At 39.6% G+C, this 16,863-nt stretch carries 14 protein-coding genes; 12 read left to right on the forward strand and 2 right to left on the reverse strand.

Annotated elements, in window-relative coordinates; translation table 11 throughout:
* The first annotated feature begins 290 nt into the window (after positions 1 to 290).
* The 7 genes from F9U64_RS15275 (at position 291) to F9U64_RS15305 (ending at position 11,034) form a co-directional block, all read left to right on the forward strand.
* A complete protein-coding gene (locus F9U64_RS15275) occupies positions 291 to 1,145 on the forward strand; it encodes an AraC family transcriptional regulator (protein ID WP_153405490.1) in 855 nt (284 codons plus the stop codon).
* A 329-nt stretch (positions 1,146 to 1,474) separates the two neighbouring features.
* On the forward strand, positions 1,475 to 2,998 hold the full coding sequence (locus F9U64_RS15280) for an extracellular solute-binding protein (RefSeq protein WP_153405492.1): 1,524 nt from the start codon (positions 1,475 to 1,477) through the stop codon (positions 2,996 to 2,998).
* 262 nt (positions 2,999 to 3,260) lie between these two features.
* Positions 3,261 to 4,433, forward strand: coding sequence for an HD-GYP domain-containing protein (locus tag F9U64_RS15285; RefSeq protein WP_153405494.1), 1,173 nt, complete (start codon positions 3,261 to 3,263; stop codon positions 4,431 to 4,433).
* Positions 4,434 to 4,548: 115 nt separating this feature from the next.
* Complete coding sequence (locus F9U64_RS15290; RefSeq protein WP_153405496.1) at positions 4,549 to 5,730, forward strand: peptidase; 1,182 nt, start codon at positions 4,549 to 4,551, stop codon at positions 5,728 to 5,730.
* 272 nt (positions 5,731 to 6,002) lie between these two features.
* Positions 6,003 to 6,794 carry a putative periplasmic lipoprotein gene (locus tag F9U64_RS15295; protein ID WP_153405498.1) on the forward strand — a complete coding sequence of 264 codons (792 nt, stop codon included), beginning with the start codon at positions 6,003 to 6,005 and terminating at the stop codon, positions 6,792 to 6,794.
* Positions 6,795 to 6,823: 29 nt separating this feature from the next.
* On the forward strand, positions 6,824 to 9,490 hold the full coding sequence (locus F9U64_RS15300) for a DEAD/DEAH box helicase family protein (protein ID WP_153405500.1): 2,667 nt from the start codon (positions 6,824 to 6,826) through the stop codon (positions 9,488 to 9,490).
* Between the two features lie 116 nt (positions 9,491 to 9,606).
* A complete protein-coding gene (locus F9U64_RS15305) occupies positions 9,607 to 11,034 on the forward strand; it encodes an aldehyde dehydrogenase family protein (protein ID WP_153405503.1) in 1,428 nt (475 codons plus the stop codon).
* Positions 11,035 to 11,496: 462 nt separating this feature from the next.
* Here the strand turns inward: F9U64_RS15305 and codA are convergent, their stop codons facing one another.
* A complete protein-coding gene (gene codA / locus F9U64_RS15310) occupies positions 11,497 to 12,756 on the reverse strand; it encodes a cytosine deaminase (protein WP_153405506.1) in 1,260 nt (419 codons plus the stop codon).
* A gap of 3 nt (positions 12,757 to 12,759) precedes the next feature.
* Positions 12,760 to 14,013 carry a cytosine permease gene (codB, locus tag F9U64_RS15315; protein WP_153405509.1) on the reverse strand — a complete coding sequence of 418 codons (1,254 nt, stop codon included), beginning with the start codon at positions 14,011 to 14,013 and terminating at the stop codon, positions 12,760 to 12,762.
* A gap of 426 nt (positions 14,014 to 14,439) precedes the next feature.
* On the opposite strand from codB, the gene mscL reads away from it, so the two are divergent.
* The 5 genes from mscL (at position 14,440) to F9U64_RS15340 (ending at position 16,817) form a co-directional block, all read left to right on the forward strand.
* Positions 14,440 to 14,916 (forward strand): large conductance mechanosensitive channel protein MscL, encoded by a 477-nt coding sequence (mscL, locus tag F9U64_RS15320; RefSeq protein WP_153405512.1) that lies wholly within the window; start codon positions 14,440 to 14,442, stop codon positions 14,914 to 14,916.
* 88 nt (positions 14,917 to 15,004) lie between these two features.
* Positions 15,005 to 15,271, forward strand: coding sequence for a hypothetical protein (locus F9U64_RS15325; RefSeq protein ID WP_153405515.1), 267 nt, complete (start codon positions 15,005 to 15,007; stop codon positions 15,269 to 15,271).
* A gap of 25 nt (positions 15,272 to 15,296) precedes the next feature.
* Positions 15,297 to 15,728: an SMI1/KNR4 family protein gene (locus F9U64_RS15330; protein WP_153405518.1), complete on the forward strand. Its 432-nt coding sequence runs from the start codon at positions 15,297 to 15,299 to the stop codon at positions 15,726 to 15,728.
* 21 nt (positions 15,729 to 15,749) lie between these two features.
* Entirely contained in the window at positions 15,750 to 16,145 is a 396-nt protein-coding gene (locus F9U64_RS15335) for an immunity 22 family protein (RefSeq protein WP_153405521.1), read from the forward strand.
* 78 nt (positions 16,146 to 16,223) lie between these two features.
* Positions 16,224 to 16,817 carry a TetR/AcrR family transcriptional regulator gene (locus F9U64_RS15340; RefSeq protein WP_194287402.1) on the forward strand — a complete coding sequence of 198 codons (594 nt, stop codon included), beginning with the start codon at positions 16,224 to 16,226 and terminating at the stop codon, positions 16,815 to 16,817.
* The last annotated feature ends 46 nt before the right edge of the window (positions 16,818 to 16,863 follow it).

Below are 16,863 nucleotides of genomic sequence, written 5' to 3' on the forward strand. Positions count from 1 at the left end.
TTATCGTGGTTGAAAACATTGTATCATGAGGAAAGCTATAATGGCTTTTCTTTTTACACAATTATACTGGCTTAACCGAAAAAATTTCGTGAAGGCATTCAGAAGGAGTCTGAGTGCCATGAGATTCGGAAAAAGTTTCGCCAAGGCATTCGAATACTCTCTCAATTCCATGACACAGCAAAAAATCACAGCTCATGGTATTCAGCATGTTAACATTTCCTCATTTTTAGTGATATGATGGAGACAAATACACGGAAAAAAGAAAGATCTGCAAAAAAGGAGATAATGTCATGAATACCCTTACACTCAAAAGTTATGAAATTGATCATGAGCTTTTTCGGATAAGGTATGTGAATGAGATGATGTTTAACAAAATGAATAAAACTCATTTTCATACAGGTTATGAATTGTATTATCTGCTGGCAGGTGAGAAGCTTTTTTTCATCAATGATGAGTTGTTTTCCGCAAAAAAAGGCGATATGGTTGTGATCCATCCCTATGATCTGCACAAAACATCGAGTGTCAAAGGGGTAAAAGCAGAGCGAATTGTTGTTAATTTTAAGTGGAGCTTTATTAAGCAGCATGCCGACATAGAAGATATGGAAGAAGGTCAGTTCCAACAGATGCCTAACAAGCTGGGGATATCTGTAAAAGAACAATTGCAGGTAGAACGTATTCTGCATGAAATGGTGCGCGAGTGTGAAGGTAAACCGCAGCAATACCGAGCATTCATTCAATCTTTGTTAATGATGCTATTGATCATTATTAACAGAAACAAAGTGAATGAAGGCACTGCCAGTAAGGGTACGGCAAGCATGACAGACAACAAAATGTTAGAGGTGGCGTCTTATATCAGCAAAAATTATCAGCACAACCTTACATTGAAAGAGATTGCCAATCAATATTATTTGAGTCCGAGTTATTTGAGCAGGACTTTTAAAAAAGTTACTGGCTTTAATGTGAGCGAATACATTCAGCTTGTCAGAATAAGAGAAGCTCAGAAATTGTTACGGGACACAGACCTGAAAATTATTGAGATTGCTGATTTCGTTGGTTTTGCGCAAATCGCCCATTTTAATAAAGTGTTTAAGAAGTTGACCAATACTTCTCCATTGAAATTCAGGCAGGCGGAGAAAACAAAATAAGACAAAAAACACAAGCAAACCTGTTTGTGTTTTTTTAATGACAGATAAGAAAGCATAAACGGAGATGTCTAGCTCCAAGCGCCTGCCCCTCGAGGTCTTAAGCGATCCTGCTATGTGGCAAAGATCGCCACGTCGCAGTTTCGCTTAAGCTTGTCGGGGCAGAACGGGCGCTTTGCGCTTTTCTAAACAGGTGCAAAATAAGCAAAGGTACTCAGAATAGAGCATGATCGTATAAAGAATTATGAAGAAAGCTTTTATAAAATAAACTTGTAAACGCTTTCTGAGAAAAGCTGATTAGAGAAATGAAAAACAAAAAAGGGTGTGAATGCATGAGAAAATTAGTGTTTTTTCTATTTGTAAGTGTGTTTTGTTTGTTTTTGGTGGGGTGTAATGAAGAATCAGCATCCAATAACAGCGGGGAAGAAGCAGGTGGTGAAACAGAAACAGAAACAAATGAATCAGGACAGTCAGAAGAACAGGAAGAACCTTTTGAATTATCTGTTATGTTAAATTTGCATACACCAGAAGTCCCGACTGACAAATTGGAAGTGCTGTTAGAAGAGGGATCAAATACAGAGCTGGATATTCAGTGGATTCCGGACGGCAACTATGAAGAAAGAGTGAATACAGCATTTTCTACCAATACATTGCCACAAGCATTTTTAGTTAAAACCGCTCAATTTGTACAATTTAAAGATGCAATCAGAGATGACCAGTTTTGGGAGATTGGCCCGTATTTAGAGGAATTCGAAAACTTAAGTAAATTAAGAGAAGGAACATTGAAAAATTCGGAAGTGGATGGCAAATTATATTCCTTATACATGGGCCGTCCATTATCCAGATCAGGGCTGATTTACCGTAAAGACTGGGCAGATAATTTAGGATTGGAGGCGCCAACAACAACGGATGAGTTTTATGAAATGCTGCGTGCCTTCACGGAAGATGACCCTGATGGAAACGGACAGGATGATACGATTGGATTAACGGACAGAGGAAATCTAGGCACATTTAACACAGTATCAACATGGTTTGGTACACCAAACAGATGGGGAGAAAAAGATGGCGAGCTCCTGCCTGAATTCATGTTCCCTGAATATAAACAAACATTGGATTTCTTCCGCGACATTCACAGCAATGGTTATATGAACAAAGATGCGCCTGTAACGAGTAAAACAGATCAGCAGGAAATGATGAAAAACGGAAAAGCTGGTGTCTATATTGGATCAATGCAGGACGTTCTTGGTATCAATAAAGATGCAGAAGTCATTAATCCTGATGTGGAATTTGATGTGCACAACAATGTCGCAGGTCCGCATGGTGAATTTGGCGTCCGCTCGATCCCTGGTTATGGAAGTTTGATTATGTTCCCGAAAGCTGCGATTAAATCAGAAGAAGAATTAAAAAATGTATTATCATTTTTTGATTATCTGATGTCTCCAGAAGGTGCAAATCTATTAATCTGGGGTGTGGAAGGCGAGCATTATGAAGTAGTCGACGGGAAAGCAAAAATATTGGATGAGGATAAACACGATCAGGAAATTAAGCCATATACTTCATTCGAAATTGGAGAACCATCAACCAATGGCCGATATGAAGCATTTTATGATTATGCCCCAGCACAAAAAGCGATTGATCTATACAAAGATAATGATAATTATGTAGTAGACGATCCAACCGTAGGACGTGAATCGGAAACATATACACAAAATGCAGGATCGCTTGACCAGATTATCACAGATGCAACGTATCAATATATTCTTAGGGAAATTGACGAAGCAGGCTTTGATGCAGCGATTGAGGACTGGAAAGAAGCAGGCGGGAATGACGTGATTGAAGAGTATAATAATCAATAGATAGTTTGGAATAGTTCACATGGATTAGAGCTGTATTCCAAGACAGAAAAGCTGGTCAGCCCTCACTAAGGGAAGATCAGCTTTTTTCTGTTACCTTTTTAGTGGGAAAAATGGCTTCAAAATCCCCGCATGATGCGGAAAAAGACAAACTGTAACAAATTTCAAAAAAAATCTACTAAAATCTACTATTATCTTTCTATTTGAAGAAAAATATAGTAAAATTAAATCAGTTAATCATTTTAGAGAAAAGAAAGGGAAACGAATGCGATATTCAGAGAAATACGCAAATCTAGCAAACGAAGAAAAACGAACAACTATCTGGTTTTTGTGGTTGTTTTACGGAATTTTCTTTCTTTATGATTTCTTTTATTTTTATCTATCAGTACATTTTACAGATAGCCTTTATAATGGGGAGAAGAGTAGTTTTCCAGTTTACATCGTCTTACTAATTTTAATTCCAATTATGATCTATCTCATTCGTAATGGCAAAACACAAAAGGTAAAATACTTACTTTTCTTTGTATTTACCACTGTGAATATTATTACAGAGATAATTTATTATTCGGGTAACGATGTTACATACAGAAGTGGAAATATAGCAGAAATTGTTATTGTTTTATTTTCTCCTATTTTTGTCAATATATCTTTCTTCTATCTGGTGTCAATAGGGACTCTAGTGAAGTATTTTATCGTTGGCCTGTTTTTATGGGAACCTGTAGCTATTTTGCCTGCTATCGTTACCATTATTTTGGTGATTGTGGCAAGTATTATTCTTTACCGCTTTATCGCATATGTAAGAGCAATTGAAAAATCCTATGATAACCAGTTAGAAGGAATTGTAAAAGGGGTAATTGCAACACTGGAATTGAAGGACCCCTACACAAAAGGACATAGCGAGAGAGTCGCAGGATATGCAAGGTTACTAGCGAATTCTACCAAGCAATTTAAAGAGGAAGAATTAAAATCATTTTACTATGCATGTCTTTTACACGATGTTGGGAAAGTGCATATTCCTGATCATATTTTGACAAAAAAAGGCAGACTGACAGAAGAAGAATTTGAGATCATTAAAGAACATCCGACTGTCGGTGCAGAAGCTGTGCAAAATGTGGAAGGAATTGCTGAATATATAGATGTAATAGAGCATCACCACGAACGATGGGATGGCAATGGTTATCCCCACCGTTTACAAGGTGAACAAATATCATTATTAACAAGGATTACTTCAGTGGCAGATGCGTTTGACGCGATGACATCCTCCAGATCTTATCGTGCAGCATTGCCATTAGAGGTGGCCTATCAACGAATTGTTGATGGTAGCGGTACTCAATTTGACCCTGACATAGTAAAACAGTTTGTAGAAATCTATCCACAATGGGTCGAGTTTCATAATAAATATAATAAGGATAGAGGTGAACTTAATGAAAATTCGTAAATTAAAAAAGACAAAGACAACTTGCTGGTGGTGCATTTTCGGAAGCTGGAAATAAGTTGTCGCAGGTAGTTTCCGAACTACCTTTTTTTATGCAAATAATCAGTAGGTGATACAAATGATTTCACATAATTCTAATATAACCCTCTATCCACTCACAATACGACAAGACAAAAAGCATTATATTGTAGAAGACAAAACTTCTGGTGAATTTTTCGAAATGCCGAAAATTTGTATTGATGCCATTGAATTAATCAATGACAAGGTGCCGCTAGAGGAAATCGAAAAAACACTTCAGGCGAAGTATCCGGAAGAAGAAGTGGATATTCTGGAATTTGCCGAACAGCTGCTTGATTTTGGTTTGGTAAAAGAGATTGACGGAGAAGAAGTGAAACAAGAGAAATCCAATGCTGCTGCCCAAGGGTTTTCCTGGCTGCCGGCAAATGTTGGACGCTTCTTTTTTCATCGTGGAACAAAGATCATCCTATTTCTTGTTATTTTAATGAATATATTTTATATGATCATGAAGCCGGACTTTTTCCCGAACTACCAGGATATATTTGTTTTTGACTCGATTGTCTTGAGTGTACTTTTTTATATGTTTATTTCTCTGTTCCTCATTCTCATCCACGAATTTGGGCATATTCTCGCAATAAGGGCACACAACCTTCCGACAAAATTAGAGGTGGGCCATCGTCTTTATTTGCTGGTAGTGTTTGAGACAGATATGACTGCTGGCTGGAAGCTGAAGCCAAAAGAGCGCAACCTTTTATATTTAGGCGGCATTTATTTTGACCAGTGGATTGTAGCCATTGTCCTTACTCTGAAATTCTTCCTGCCGATAGATGGGACGTTTGTTGATGCTGTTTTATCGCTTATTGTGCTGGACATTTTTATCAAAACAATCTATCAATGCTGTTTTTATATGAAAACAGATTTATATTATCTGTTTGAAAATATCACAGGCTGCTATAACATTATGGAAAATAGCCAGCGCTTATTCAGCAGATGGCTGCCATTTGTGAAAACAGACAATAAGACAGAAGCATATGAAGAAGAAAAAGTATACGTCCGATTATATGCCGTATTCTACGTATTAGGGATCTCCGTTACACTGGCCTTATTCGCTTTTTATATGGTACCACAATTCTTTTTTGTCTTTTCCAGACTGATTCCTGCACTGATCTCACCATCTGGAAACCCGTACTTCTGGGATGCAGTTGTCTTTTTATTGCAACTATTAATTATGATTGGATTATTGCTGTATACATGGACGAAATCGCATAGCAATAAGGAATAATTCATTAACAAAATGCTTTGCAGAGCGACTTCTGCAAGGCATTTTTGTTATCAAAATGAAACCTAACTTGGCTCTGTTCGTCTATAGAAGTGAGTGTTCAAAAAATCAGCAAATTTGAAGCAAGAAGGTCGAGGCGGTGCAGTGAGGAGCATCGGAACGTATTGTTTGAATACGTGAGAAGCGGACTCACAAACCAACGAAGAGATTCGCTGCTTATCATTTGGTGACTTTTTGAACATCCTTTTTAAGTAAAGATAATAAAGGATGATAATATGAAAAAATTCCTGACAATATTGGGCATCATGCTATTTCTAACAGCTTGTGGAACAAGTGAAAATACTCCGGCAATTGATCAAGAGGAAGCTTACCAATTTCATCATCAAGAGGATGGAATGGAGCTTACGGCGGAGATTACAGTTGGTGAAACAATCAAGGTAAGTGCAGCCTTGGAGAATGTAAGTGATCAGCCAATCATTTATAATGGAAGGTGCGGCATACCTTTTCAGATTTTTGTGCAAATGAATGGCAGCAATGCAACGCTTCAAAATAAGAAGCAAACCGCACCAAAAGAATGTACAGATATCTTTGATCCTAATGATTTAGAAGAATTTGCGGCAGGTGAGACAATAGAGAAGAATGTTTCCTATATTAGAAAATTTTCACTTCATGGGGAAAATCTCCAGGCTCACAACGGAGAGTATAAGATCCATTTTTTCTTCCATTCCCATGATGGAGATAACATCACAGCTGACTATCCATTTACATTAATAAACCAGGATGAGCCGGATATCTTAACAATCGAACAAGCGAAAGCAATGGCATTAGAATATGAAAAAACAGCAGAGTGGTATGAAAAACAGCAAGAAAAAGGATTAACGATAAAAGCAGAGGAAGCGATTTTGTCATCAAGCGGCTGGCATCTGCCATTTCAGGCGATGGATGATACATTTGTTCACAGAGTCATTGTTGGCGTCAATTATGAATCTGGTAAAATTGTAGATTATCATACCGAAAAGATAGAACGAAAATATTGGGAGGATGCGACAAGCACAACCCAGGATTAAAACAGCTGGCTAGAAAGTGAGGTTTTCCAATGAAAGGTTTCCCTGAAGGCATTCAATTTTGTTTCCCGTGGCGCAGTTATCAGGCAGAGGTACTGCGCCATCTGGACAAACATTTAGCAAATCAGCACTTGCACCTTGTAGCCCCGCCAGGTTCGGGGAAAACGGTTCTAGGTTTGGAAGTGATCAGAAGGCTCAATAAACCAACCTTGATCGTTGCCCCGACGCTTGCGATCCGCAATCAGTGGGCCGATCGTTTTACAGCGCTTTTTCTACAGCAAAAGGAACAGCCTGACTGGATTTCAACAGATATAAAGAACCCATCTTTCCTAACGATTACAACATACCAAGGCTTATATGCTCTGTTTCAAGATACCTTGGAGCAGCAGGAAGAATCAGAGCTTGATGATCTGGAAGAAGAAGAAATGCCTCTCGAAAATGATGCAAAACAGAAAGCAATCGAACGGCTTTTTCAGCAAAACTTCCAGACACTTGTATTAGATGAAGCCCATCATCTGCGCACAAATTGGTGGAAAACAACGATACATATCCGAAATCAGTTGGAAAATCCCAGCATTATTGCCCTAACCGCAACCCCGCCTTATGATGTCGGAAAGGCAGAGTGGGATAAGTATATGGAGTTGTGTGGTCCAATTGATGAAGAAATCGAAATAGCGGCACTAGTGAAAGAAGGGGATTTATGCCCGCATCAGGACTATGTCTGGATGTCTGCCCCTGCGCCAAAGGAACAGGAACCGATCGATACTTTTCACAAAGAAGCCGAGCAGATCAGAACAGAACTATTGGAAAACAAGGCCTTCCAATCATTAGTGGATAATCATCCTTGGATAGCATCAGAGGCGTTCGTTGAGGAGAAACTGGCAAACTATCGCTATTTTATCAGTATGATTGTTTATTTGAAGGAAATTGGCAGTCCTGCCTGGGAAAAACCATTTGAAGTAATGGAAGAAAAAGCAGCGGCACTTCCTTCCTTTGACCTGGAATGGACAGAGGAACTGTTAAGTTTCTTCATTTATCAGGATAAACATACAGATCCGAAAGAAGAGCCGATCGAATCAATAAAAAAGCAGTTAACTGCGATAAGGGCAATTGAACGAAGAAGAGTGAAGCTGATTGCGACACGATCGATGCAACGAAAATTATTACAAAGCAGTTCGAAGCTGGATAGTATTGCAGACATCGTAAGGCTGGAAAAAAAGGCACAAAAAGAGAAGCTGCGCCTAGTAGTGTTAGCAGATTATATTTATAAAGAAGATCTGCCTCAAGCTGGCGAAGAAAATAAACCGCTGATTCGCTTAGGTGTTGTGCCGATTTTTGAAAAACTAAGAAGAAATGTTGCTAATCAATGCCGTCTAGGTGTTCTGACAGGATCTGTCGTCATTGTTCCCAACCAGGCCATTTCCTTATTGGAAAAGTCTGCATTGGAATTCACTGCTGAAAAACTGGAACATGATGATCGTTACAGCTTGATTAGATGGAAAGGTACATCACGGCAGGAAATGGTAAAAGTGATGACAGACATTTTCGATCATGGCGAAATTGATGTGTTAATCGGAACAACGGCCTTACTTGGAGAAGGATGGGATGCACCTTGTGTGAACACACTCATTCTTGCTTCCTATGTTGGCAGCTTTATGTTAACAAACCAAATGCGTGGACGTGCCATCAGATCAGAGCAGGGTAATCAGGACAAGGCAGCAAATATCTGGCACCTTGTTTGTGTGGATACTTACGCATTGGATGGCGGCTATGATTATCAGTCATTATCACGCCGCTTTCAGTCACTGACAGGAGTGGATGCAGAGCTTCCTGTGATTCAATCAGGCATCGACAGATTACGAATGGCCAAACCTCTCTTTAGACAAAAAACAATCCTTGAAACGAATCAGCTGATGGCCGAGAGAGCGACAGAAAGAACAAGACTTCACGAGCGATGGCAGGAAGCTGTCCAAAAAGGGGAAAAGAAAAGAGAAGAGATCGAAGTCAGCACGAGCCAACTGCCGCCGATTTTTATGTTCCGTAATACACTGAAATCATTACTCCTTATTTGTGGTGCCATTTTTCTCAACGTGCTGTATGCTGTTGGTGAATATGGCTATTATTACGAATCATTCGCCGCCATCCGCTCAGCATTGATCTGGGGTTTTGTGATAGGTGTTGTTATTTCAAGCCCTTTCTGGTGGCGGGCATTACGAATTTTCCTGTTCCATTCCTCGCTTGAATCAAGGCTGAAGCAAGTAACAGAAATTGTCTACAAAACCATGTTCGAAATCGGCTTATTAGAGACACCCCTGAAAGAAAACAAGATTATCATCAATAAAGGGGGAGGAGGCAGTTTGTACGGTTATCTGGAGAATGGCAGCACAGAAGAACAAAAACTTTTCCTCCAGGCAGTGCAGCAATTGCTCGATCCGATCGATAATCCAAGATACTTACTTCATCGTCAGTCAGGCAAGCGTTTGTGGGTGCGCCATGACTATCATGCAGTTCCAGAAGAAATCGGCCGCAAAAAAGAATATGCAGAGATTTTTGCGAAAAAATGGAACAAACGAATGGGAAAAGCTGAAATGATTTTTACCAGAACTCCTGAAGGAAGAAAAGTACTGTTAAAAGCAAGATTGCGTGCGATGTCTGCTAAGTTTATGAAGCGGTCAGAGCGGAGGAGTGTTTGGAAGTGAGTGCTAACTCGAGTTAATAAAGCTTCGTGTATTCTATTATTTTTGTTTACCAAACCAAAAAAAGGGAAATGTTTTATATAGCAACATTTCAAATGAAGAAAGGATTGGATATCAAGATGTATAACTACACGAAACATTTTATAAATGGTGAATGGGTTGAGTCAACAGGCAGTGAAACAATTGATGTCATCAATCCAGCGACAGAAGAAAAAATCGGCGAAATCAGTTCAGGTACAGAAGAAGATGTAGATAGAGCTGTCAAAGCAGCAAGAGCGGCTTTTCCTTCCTTTTCACAAACATCAAAAGAGGAAAGAGTCCAACTATTAGAAAATATTGCGAATGAATATGAAAAACGAAAAGACGATTTTATTAAAATTATCACAGCAGAGCTTGGTTCTCCTGTAACATTTACAGAAGAAGTACAATATACGATGGGGTTAAATCACTTTAAAGCCGCAGCCAAAATACTTCGTGATTTCGAATTTACGGAAAGAAGAGAAAATTCCTATATTCAAAAGGATGCGATTGGTGTCGCGGGATTAATCACACCATGGAATTTCCCGACAAATCAGATTTCCACTAAACTGGCAAGTGCCCTTGCATCAGGCAGTACGGTCGTTTTCAAACCTGCATCCAAAACACCAATTGCTTCTGTTTTACTTACAGAAGTAATGGAAAAAGCAGGTGTACCAAAAGGTGTCGTCAACTTGGTAAATGGGAAAGGTTCAGAAGTTGGGGATGCGATTAGTTCCCACCCTGATATTGACTTTGTATCGTTCACGGGTTCTGGCGCAGTCGGTAAAAAGTTGATGCAAAATGCGGCAGAAGATATTAAAAAAGTTGCACTTGAGCTAGGCGGCAAATCTCCAATAGTTGTACTTGATGATACCGAGGTGGAGACAGCTGCCAGAACGGCGATTTCCAAAGTGGCGTCAAATACAGGGCAAATCTGTTCAACAGGTACACGAATTTTTATTCCAAAAGCTATGCACGATGATTTTGTGGAAGCCGTCAAAAAACTGGTGGATGAATATCCTATCGGTGATCCGCAAGATAAAAATACCTTCACAGGCCCGCAGGTTTCAAAAGACCAGTGGGAAAAGGTGCAGGATTATATCCAGCAGGGCATTGACAGCGGAGCGGAATTAATCGTCGGCGGAAAAGGCAAACCAGAAGGACTAGACAAAGGTTATTATTCACGCATCACGATGTTCACAAATGTGGATCACAACAGTAAGATCGCCCAGGAAGAAATTTTCGGACCTGTCATGACAGTGTTCACATATGAAACAATCGATGAAGCAATCGAACTTGCGAACGATGTTATCTATGGACTGGCTGGCTTTGTTGTCGGAAAAGATCCTGACAAGCTGGCAAAAGTGGCTAAAAGCATCCGCGCAGGCCGAATTACCATTAACGACAGTGCCCCTGACTTTACAGCACCATTCGGCGGATTCAAACAGTCAGGTATCGGCCGCGAGTGGGGCGACTACGGTATCGAAGAATTCTTAGAACCGAAGACGATTTTAGGAATGCCAAAATAGTGAGATGATGGGTGTATGGAGTGTTGCTCTGTACACCTTTTTTTGTTGAAGATGGAAAAGAAGGGCAGAGGAAGTTTAATAAACAAAACACAGAATTTTTGGCGGATATTTGTCGATAAAGTGGAGATAATCGACAAATCATGGAGGGGTTAATGGAAGATTTGTCGATTAAATGAAGATAAAGAACAAATCTCAGTGGAGTGGAGGGAAGATTTGTCGATTAAATGAAGATAAAGAACAAATCCCAGAGGAGTATAGGGAAGATTTGTCGATTAAATGAAGATAAAGAACAAATCCCTGTGGAGTAGAGGACAGATTTGTTGATAAAACAAAGATAAAGGACAAATCATCGTGTGTAAGAGAAAGATTTGTTCATAAAAATTGCGCCCCTCCAACCATCAACTCTGATCATCTTTTCAAAAAACATAATCCTCCGAACAAAAAAAGATAGAGCCTCAGGCCCTATCTCTCGAAATCAATCACTTCTTCTTGATCACTAATCATTATCTGTGTTTCTCTTGGCTTCGAATCAACGATTTTCTTCCCATTGCGATAGGAAGCAAGTACTTCTGCCTGTTTGCGAACGGCGTCATACTCATTCGTTGCATTTAAGACAATAAAATTCGCCGGCTTGCCGACTTCGATGCCGTATTGATCCTGAATATTCAGCGTAATCGCACTATTTTTCGTAATAAAATCAAACGAATCGATAATCTGGTTATAGCCCATTAATTGGGTCACATGGATTCCCATATGAAGAACCTGCAGCATGTTGCCTGTTCCAAGTGGATACCATGGATCAAAGATGTCGTCATGCCCGAAACATACATTCAATCCAGCTTCGCTCAATTCCTTCACGCGTGTAATCCCGCGACGTTTCGGATAATCATCAAAGCGGCCCTGCAAATGAATGTTTACCAATGGATTTGCGACAAAGTTAATCTGAGACAATCCAAGCAGCTTCATTAACTTAGAAACATAGGCACTGTTATAAGAATGCATCGCCGTTGTATGGCTTGCCGTTACTTTGCTGCCTAATCCGCGTTTATAAGCTTCCGCTGCTACCACTTCGACAAAGCGGGACTGCTCGTCATCAATTTCATCACAGTGAATGTCAACTAAGCGGTCATATTTTTCAGCTAAATCAAAGGCAATTTTCATTGATTCCACACCATCTTCGCGAGTGAATTCAAAGTGCGGGATCCCGCCAACAACGTCTGCGCCCATTTTCAACGCTTCTTCCACTAACGAAGCGCCATTTGGAAAAGATAAGTATCCGTCTTGAGGAAATGCGACTAATTGCAGATCAACATAATCCTTTAATTCTTCCTTCACTTCCAACCATGCTTTCATCGCAGTAAGGGAAGGGTCACAGACATCAACATGTGTGCGGACATGCTGAATCCCTTGTGCAATCTGCCATTTCAATGCTTTTGTTGCACGGGTTTTGACATCTTCTACTGTTAAAGACTTTTTGCGTTCTGCCCAAGTAGAGATTCCTTCAAATAACGTTCCACTTTCGTTCCATTTCGGTTCACCGGCTGTCAATGTTGTATCAAGGTGAACATGTGGTTCAATGAAAGGTGCGCTGACTAATTTCCCTTTTACATCGATTGCACCATCGACAGCTTGTGCTTTTTCTATTTTGGTAAAAACGCCATTTTCAATATGAATGTTGAAGAGACCTTCTTGTTTTGCTAGTGATGCGTTTTGTATTATCAAACTTTATACCTCTTTTCCCAGCTCCAGGCTTTTTTCTGTTGCGGGCACTCTATCTGTAAGAAGTGCCAACACTACATATATCACAACAGCGCCGATAATTCCATTCAAAGGGGCGATCCCTGGTAAAAATTGTGCTGCAGCAAATCCGCCTGCCCATGCCAGAATTGCCGGCCAGCGTACTGCCTGGAAGCTCATTTCTTCAAGCTTAGAATAGTTTCCTTTTTTCATAATAAAGTAATCTGCTAATAAAATTGCGCCAATTGGAGGCAATGCTCCGCCTAAAAGTGTTAACCAGCTGACAAAGTTGTTGTATAACCACATTGCCAGGATTGTTCCGACAATTCCATTAAAGATAACTACTTTGCTTTTTTTGATTTTTGTAATATTGGAAAAACCCAAGCCTGATGCATATAACGAGTTGTCATTGGTTGTCCAGATGTTCAATCCAAGCACGATAATCGCTGGTACAATCAATCCCTGCATGAACATCACTTCTGAGATGTCGCCGAGTCCAGTTGAAATTGCGCCAACTGCTCCGAACAGGAACATTAGTGAGTTTCCGATAAAAAAGGCGATCAATGTTGTAATAACGGCTGTTTTCTTTGTTTTTGCAAAACGGGCAAAGTCAGGAGTTAATGTTCCGCCACTGGCAAATGACCCGACACAGATTGTTAAAGCTGCTGCCAAGCCAATCGTTGCTTCCGGCTCATATGCGAATAATCCGGACAAACCGCCAAGGTCGTCTACCGCAATTCCTACTGAAATACTTCCCAAAATCGCAATTGCTGGTACGGCGATAAAACTCAAGATAGCTAGTGCCTTCATTCCGAAAAATGCCGAGCATGTCATCACAATCCCTGACACGATAATTAATGTTGTCATATCAATGCCAGTTACTTTGTTGACTGGGACTGCGAACATCGCCAATCCTACACCAAACCAGCCGACTTGTGTTGCCCCTAACAAGAATGAAGCAAGATAAGAGCCTTTTTCCCCGAATGCATAGCGTGCTAACAAGTGTGTGGACAAGCCTGTTTTTGCAGCAACATAAGCGAGGCCCCCAGTATATAATCCTAAAATTAAGTTACCAAGTAACACCATCCAGATGATTTCCTGCATGGAGAGGCCAAGTCCCAATTCTCCGCCTGATAGCATACTTGCAGAGAAGAATGTAAAACCTAACATAACAACAAACATCTTCCAAAAACCATTTCTATGTGATTGCGGTACTGCTTGCAGTGAAAATTCTTTATCCATCTGTATTTCCCCCTTGTCGTTTAACTGGCACCTGTGTTGAGCAAGTTAATTTTATTGTAGGGTGTTTTGCGAGATTTCCCCAACAGGTTGTCAGGGAAGCTAACATCAAACAATAAAAAAGGCTCCTTGCCCAACTGACAAGAAGCTTTAGACAAAAGGGTGCAGATGTGCATACACCTGCCCTTTTGAAAAACGTTGTCCTTGTCAGCCTCACGGGACTGAATTAAAGGTACCAATATTGAATTGAGATTATTATCTCAGCATGGTGCGAGTTTGTCAATATATTTTCAGCTCTCAAAATCTTCCACAAGACATAGGGAGCTGTGATAAGAAACAGCATCCTTTTAAGCTCACTTTCTGCCTATTCTATTATTCATAGTCCCTATTCCTTTTTCATAGTTATAGAAAAGAAGGGGGCTTGTTCAAATGGGATTATTTCATGAGTTTCGTCAGTTTACCTTGCGGGGCAGTGCAATTGACATGGGGGTGGGGGTCGTTCTGGGTGCAGCGTTAAGCAGTTTTATCGATTCCCTTGTTCGGGATATTTTGCTTCCGCCGATTGGCTTGTTGTATTCCAGAATGAATATCGAGAACTTATATATTACACTAAGTGGAAAAACATATGCTTCTTTAACAGAGGCAAAGGAAGCCGGCGCAATTACGATTAATTATGGCATGTTTATTTCCACATCAATAAGATTTGTGATCATTTTATTTGTTGTTTTCCTTGTAGTAAGACAAATGAACCGCTGGAAAAAGCCGCATCAGCATCCACTGGACTCGATGACGAAGAAAGAATGCCCGTATTGCTGTCTGTCCATTCCTTACAGAGCGGTAATGTGCCCGCATTGTTCCTCCTCCCTTGAAGAAAGACCTGCATACCCGAAGTTGAGAATAAAATAGCTAGGATTATCCCCTCGACTAATTTACATAAATTGGGTCTGTGTGATAGGATAAAAGTGTTCTGTTCATTAAAACAGAGGTGTGATTAGTGAGCGAGAAGCCATGGAAAAGTTATATTTTTCTAGCGTTAAGTTTGATTGTAAGCCTGTCATTAATTGTCTTTTTCGTTATGGGATTCGGTGGTGCCAATCAATTACTATTACAATTCATGTTTTATATGTTTTTAGTATTAGGAATAGCATCTATCATTTTTGGCGTTTGGAGTTTCTTTTCTAAAACAGTGTCGATTGGTCTCAATATTGTTGCTTCCATCTTAACTATCGCCCATATATTAGTATTCTTCTTTTCTATCTAATCGAGTAAATAAGGAGGCAGTTTTAATGACAGCATTTGATTTTTTGAAAAATGGAAAGCATCAATTCTATGAATTACAAGAAAACGATATAATAAATGCGGAAGAGAGGCTCGGATTTCCTTTCCCTGCAGAACTAAGAGATTTTTACATAAAGATTGGCTATGGATTTATAAGCAGCAATAGTAATGCTTTTAATAGAGTAATGGATCCGGATACAGTCGCTGATATTACATTAAGAGAAGGTATTTACGAGTTTGATCCCGATTTGGATGGAATCTATGAGGAAGAAGATCAGTTAGTTTTTTATGAAGTGAACGAGGGAGTCTATATAACTCTTGATTTAACTGACACTACATCGACATCAGTCTATTATTTTGAGACGAAAATCGCTGATTCGTTGGAGGAATTTTTAAGAAAAGTGGATGAGGATCCCGCGTATTTTTTTGATATGGATTGAATTTTTCAGGGAGGCATTTTTATGGAAAAAAGCGGTTATGTTTCTATTTGGTTCGGAAACATCAATGATTCGATAGAGGAGATAGAGGAGTATGTTGATTTAACATATGACGAGGACGGCGATTCTGTTCCGTCTGAATTTTTTAACGATTTTCATATTGATAGTGGGGAAACCGATGAGGATACAATTGAAAAAGAAGTCTATGAAAGTACCAGCAGCGACATTTCTATTTTGTTAAAAGGATGTTCCTATGAAGAAGTAATTATTCCGAGATTAAAATCTATCTATTTGGAAAAATCCTATAATGCGATCATTCTTGTATATAACTTTGCCTATGATCGGGATATTGCCTCAGCTAATGGGTTTGATTTTATCGCGGTAACAGAATATGAAGATGAAGTGTCCAGCCTTTATTGAAGTTCCTGCCCTATTTTGACCTTCCATTTTATTTATACTATACTTGTTACAAAAATGAATTCTTTTGAGGTGTTAATCGTGGGAGCAAGAGGTAGAAAAAAAGGATCAGATGGTGAGCGGAGCAGGAAACTGATGCTTCAAATCGCTGCAGAGGAATTTGCCCAAAATGGCTTCTATCATACCAAAGTTGGTACAATCGTAAGCCGGGCCGGTGTTTCTCAACCTGCCTTTTATTTATATTTTTCCAGCAAAGAAGCAATCTATCAGGAATTAATCGATCAATTTAATATAAAATTAGAAGAGCTTGTCGGCAACAGCAGATTAGATTCAGACATTGAACCGTCTTCCCTGTCTGAACGGATTGAAGTAGGATTAAGAGCAATCTTTACCTTTTTTGAAAAAAATCAATACATAACAAAAATCGCCTTCATCCACTCTGATCAAGCATACAAAATTAAGGAAGGGCTTACAGCGAAAATTGAAGGAAACTTACGAGTAGAACAGGAGTACGGCTACTTTCGGGCTGACATAGATTTGAGCATTGCAGCTGAAATAGTAATAAGTTCAATAGAACGCCTAACCATCACGCAACTATGGACAGGCAAGAGTACTGCTGAGGACATCACAAAAGATATGGTCCAGATTATATTAAATGGGATTGTAAAGAAATAGTGCAGCTTATAGCGAGAAGACTAGATGTTGAGCGCATCTAGTCTTT

The sequence above is a fragment of the Gracilibacillus oryzae genome (assembly GCF_009498735.1).
Lineage (GTDB): Bacteria > Bacillota > Bacilli > Bacillales > Amphibacillaceae > Gracilibacillus > Gracilibacillus oryzae.

Excerpts from the sequence above, each read along its gene's own strand:
- F9U64_RS15335 (WP_153405521.1), top strand. The coding sequence starts at position 15,750 with ATGGAAAAAAGCGGTTATGTTTCTATTTGGTTCGGAAACATCAATGAT.
- F9U64_RS15305 (WP_153405503.1), top strand. The coding sequence starts at position 9,607 with ATGTATAACTACACGAAACATTTTATAAATGGTGAATGGGTTGAGTCA.
- F9U64_RS15330 (WP_153405518.1), top strand. The coding sequence starts at position 15,297 with ATGACAGCATTTGATTTTTTGAAAAATGGAAAGCATCAATTCTATGAA.
- F9U64_RS15275 (WP_153405490.1), top strand. The coding sequence starts at position 291 with ATGAATACCCTTACACTCAAAAGTTATGAAATTGATCATGAGCTTTTT.
- codB (WP_153405509.1), bottom strand. The coding sequence starts at position 14,013 with ATGGATAAAGAATTTTCACTGCAAGCAGTACCGCAATCACATAGAAAT.
- F9U64_RS15290 (WP_153405496.1), top strand. The coding sequence starts at position 4,549 with ATGATTTCACATAATTCTAATATAACCCTCTATCCACTCACAATACGA.
- F9U64_RS15285 (WP_153405494.1), top strand. The coding sequence starts at position 3,261 with ATGCGATATTCAGAGAAATACGCAAATCTAGCAAACGAAGAAAAACGA.
- F9U64_RS15295 (WP_153405498.1), top strand. The coding sequence starts at position 6,003 with ATGAAAAAATTCCTGACAATATTGGGCATCATGCTATTTCTAACAGCT.
- F9U64_RS15280 (WP_153405492.1), top strand. The coding sequence starts at position 1,475 with ATGAGAAAATTAGTGTTTTTTCTATTTGTAAGTGTGTTTTGTTTGTTT.
- mscL (WP_153405512.1), top strand. The coding sequence starts at position 14,440 with ATGGGATTATTTCATGAGTTTCGTCAGTTTACCTTGCGGGGCAGTGCA.
- F9U64_RS15300 (WP_153405500.1), top strand. The coding sequence starts at position 6,824 with ATGAAAGGTTTCCCTGAAGGCATTCAATTTTGTTTCCCGTGGCGCAGT.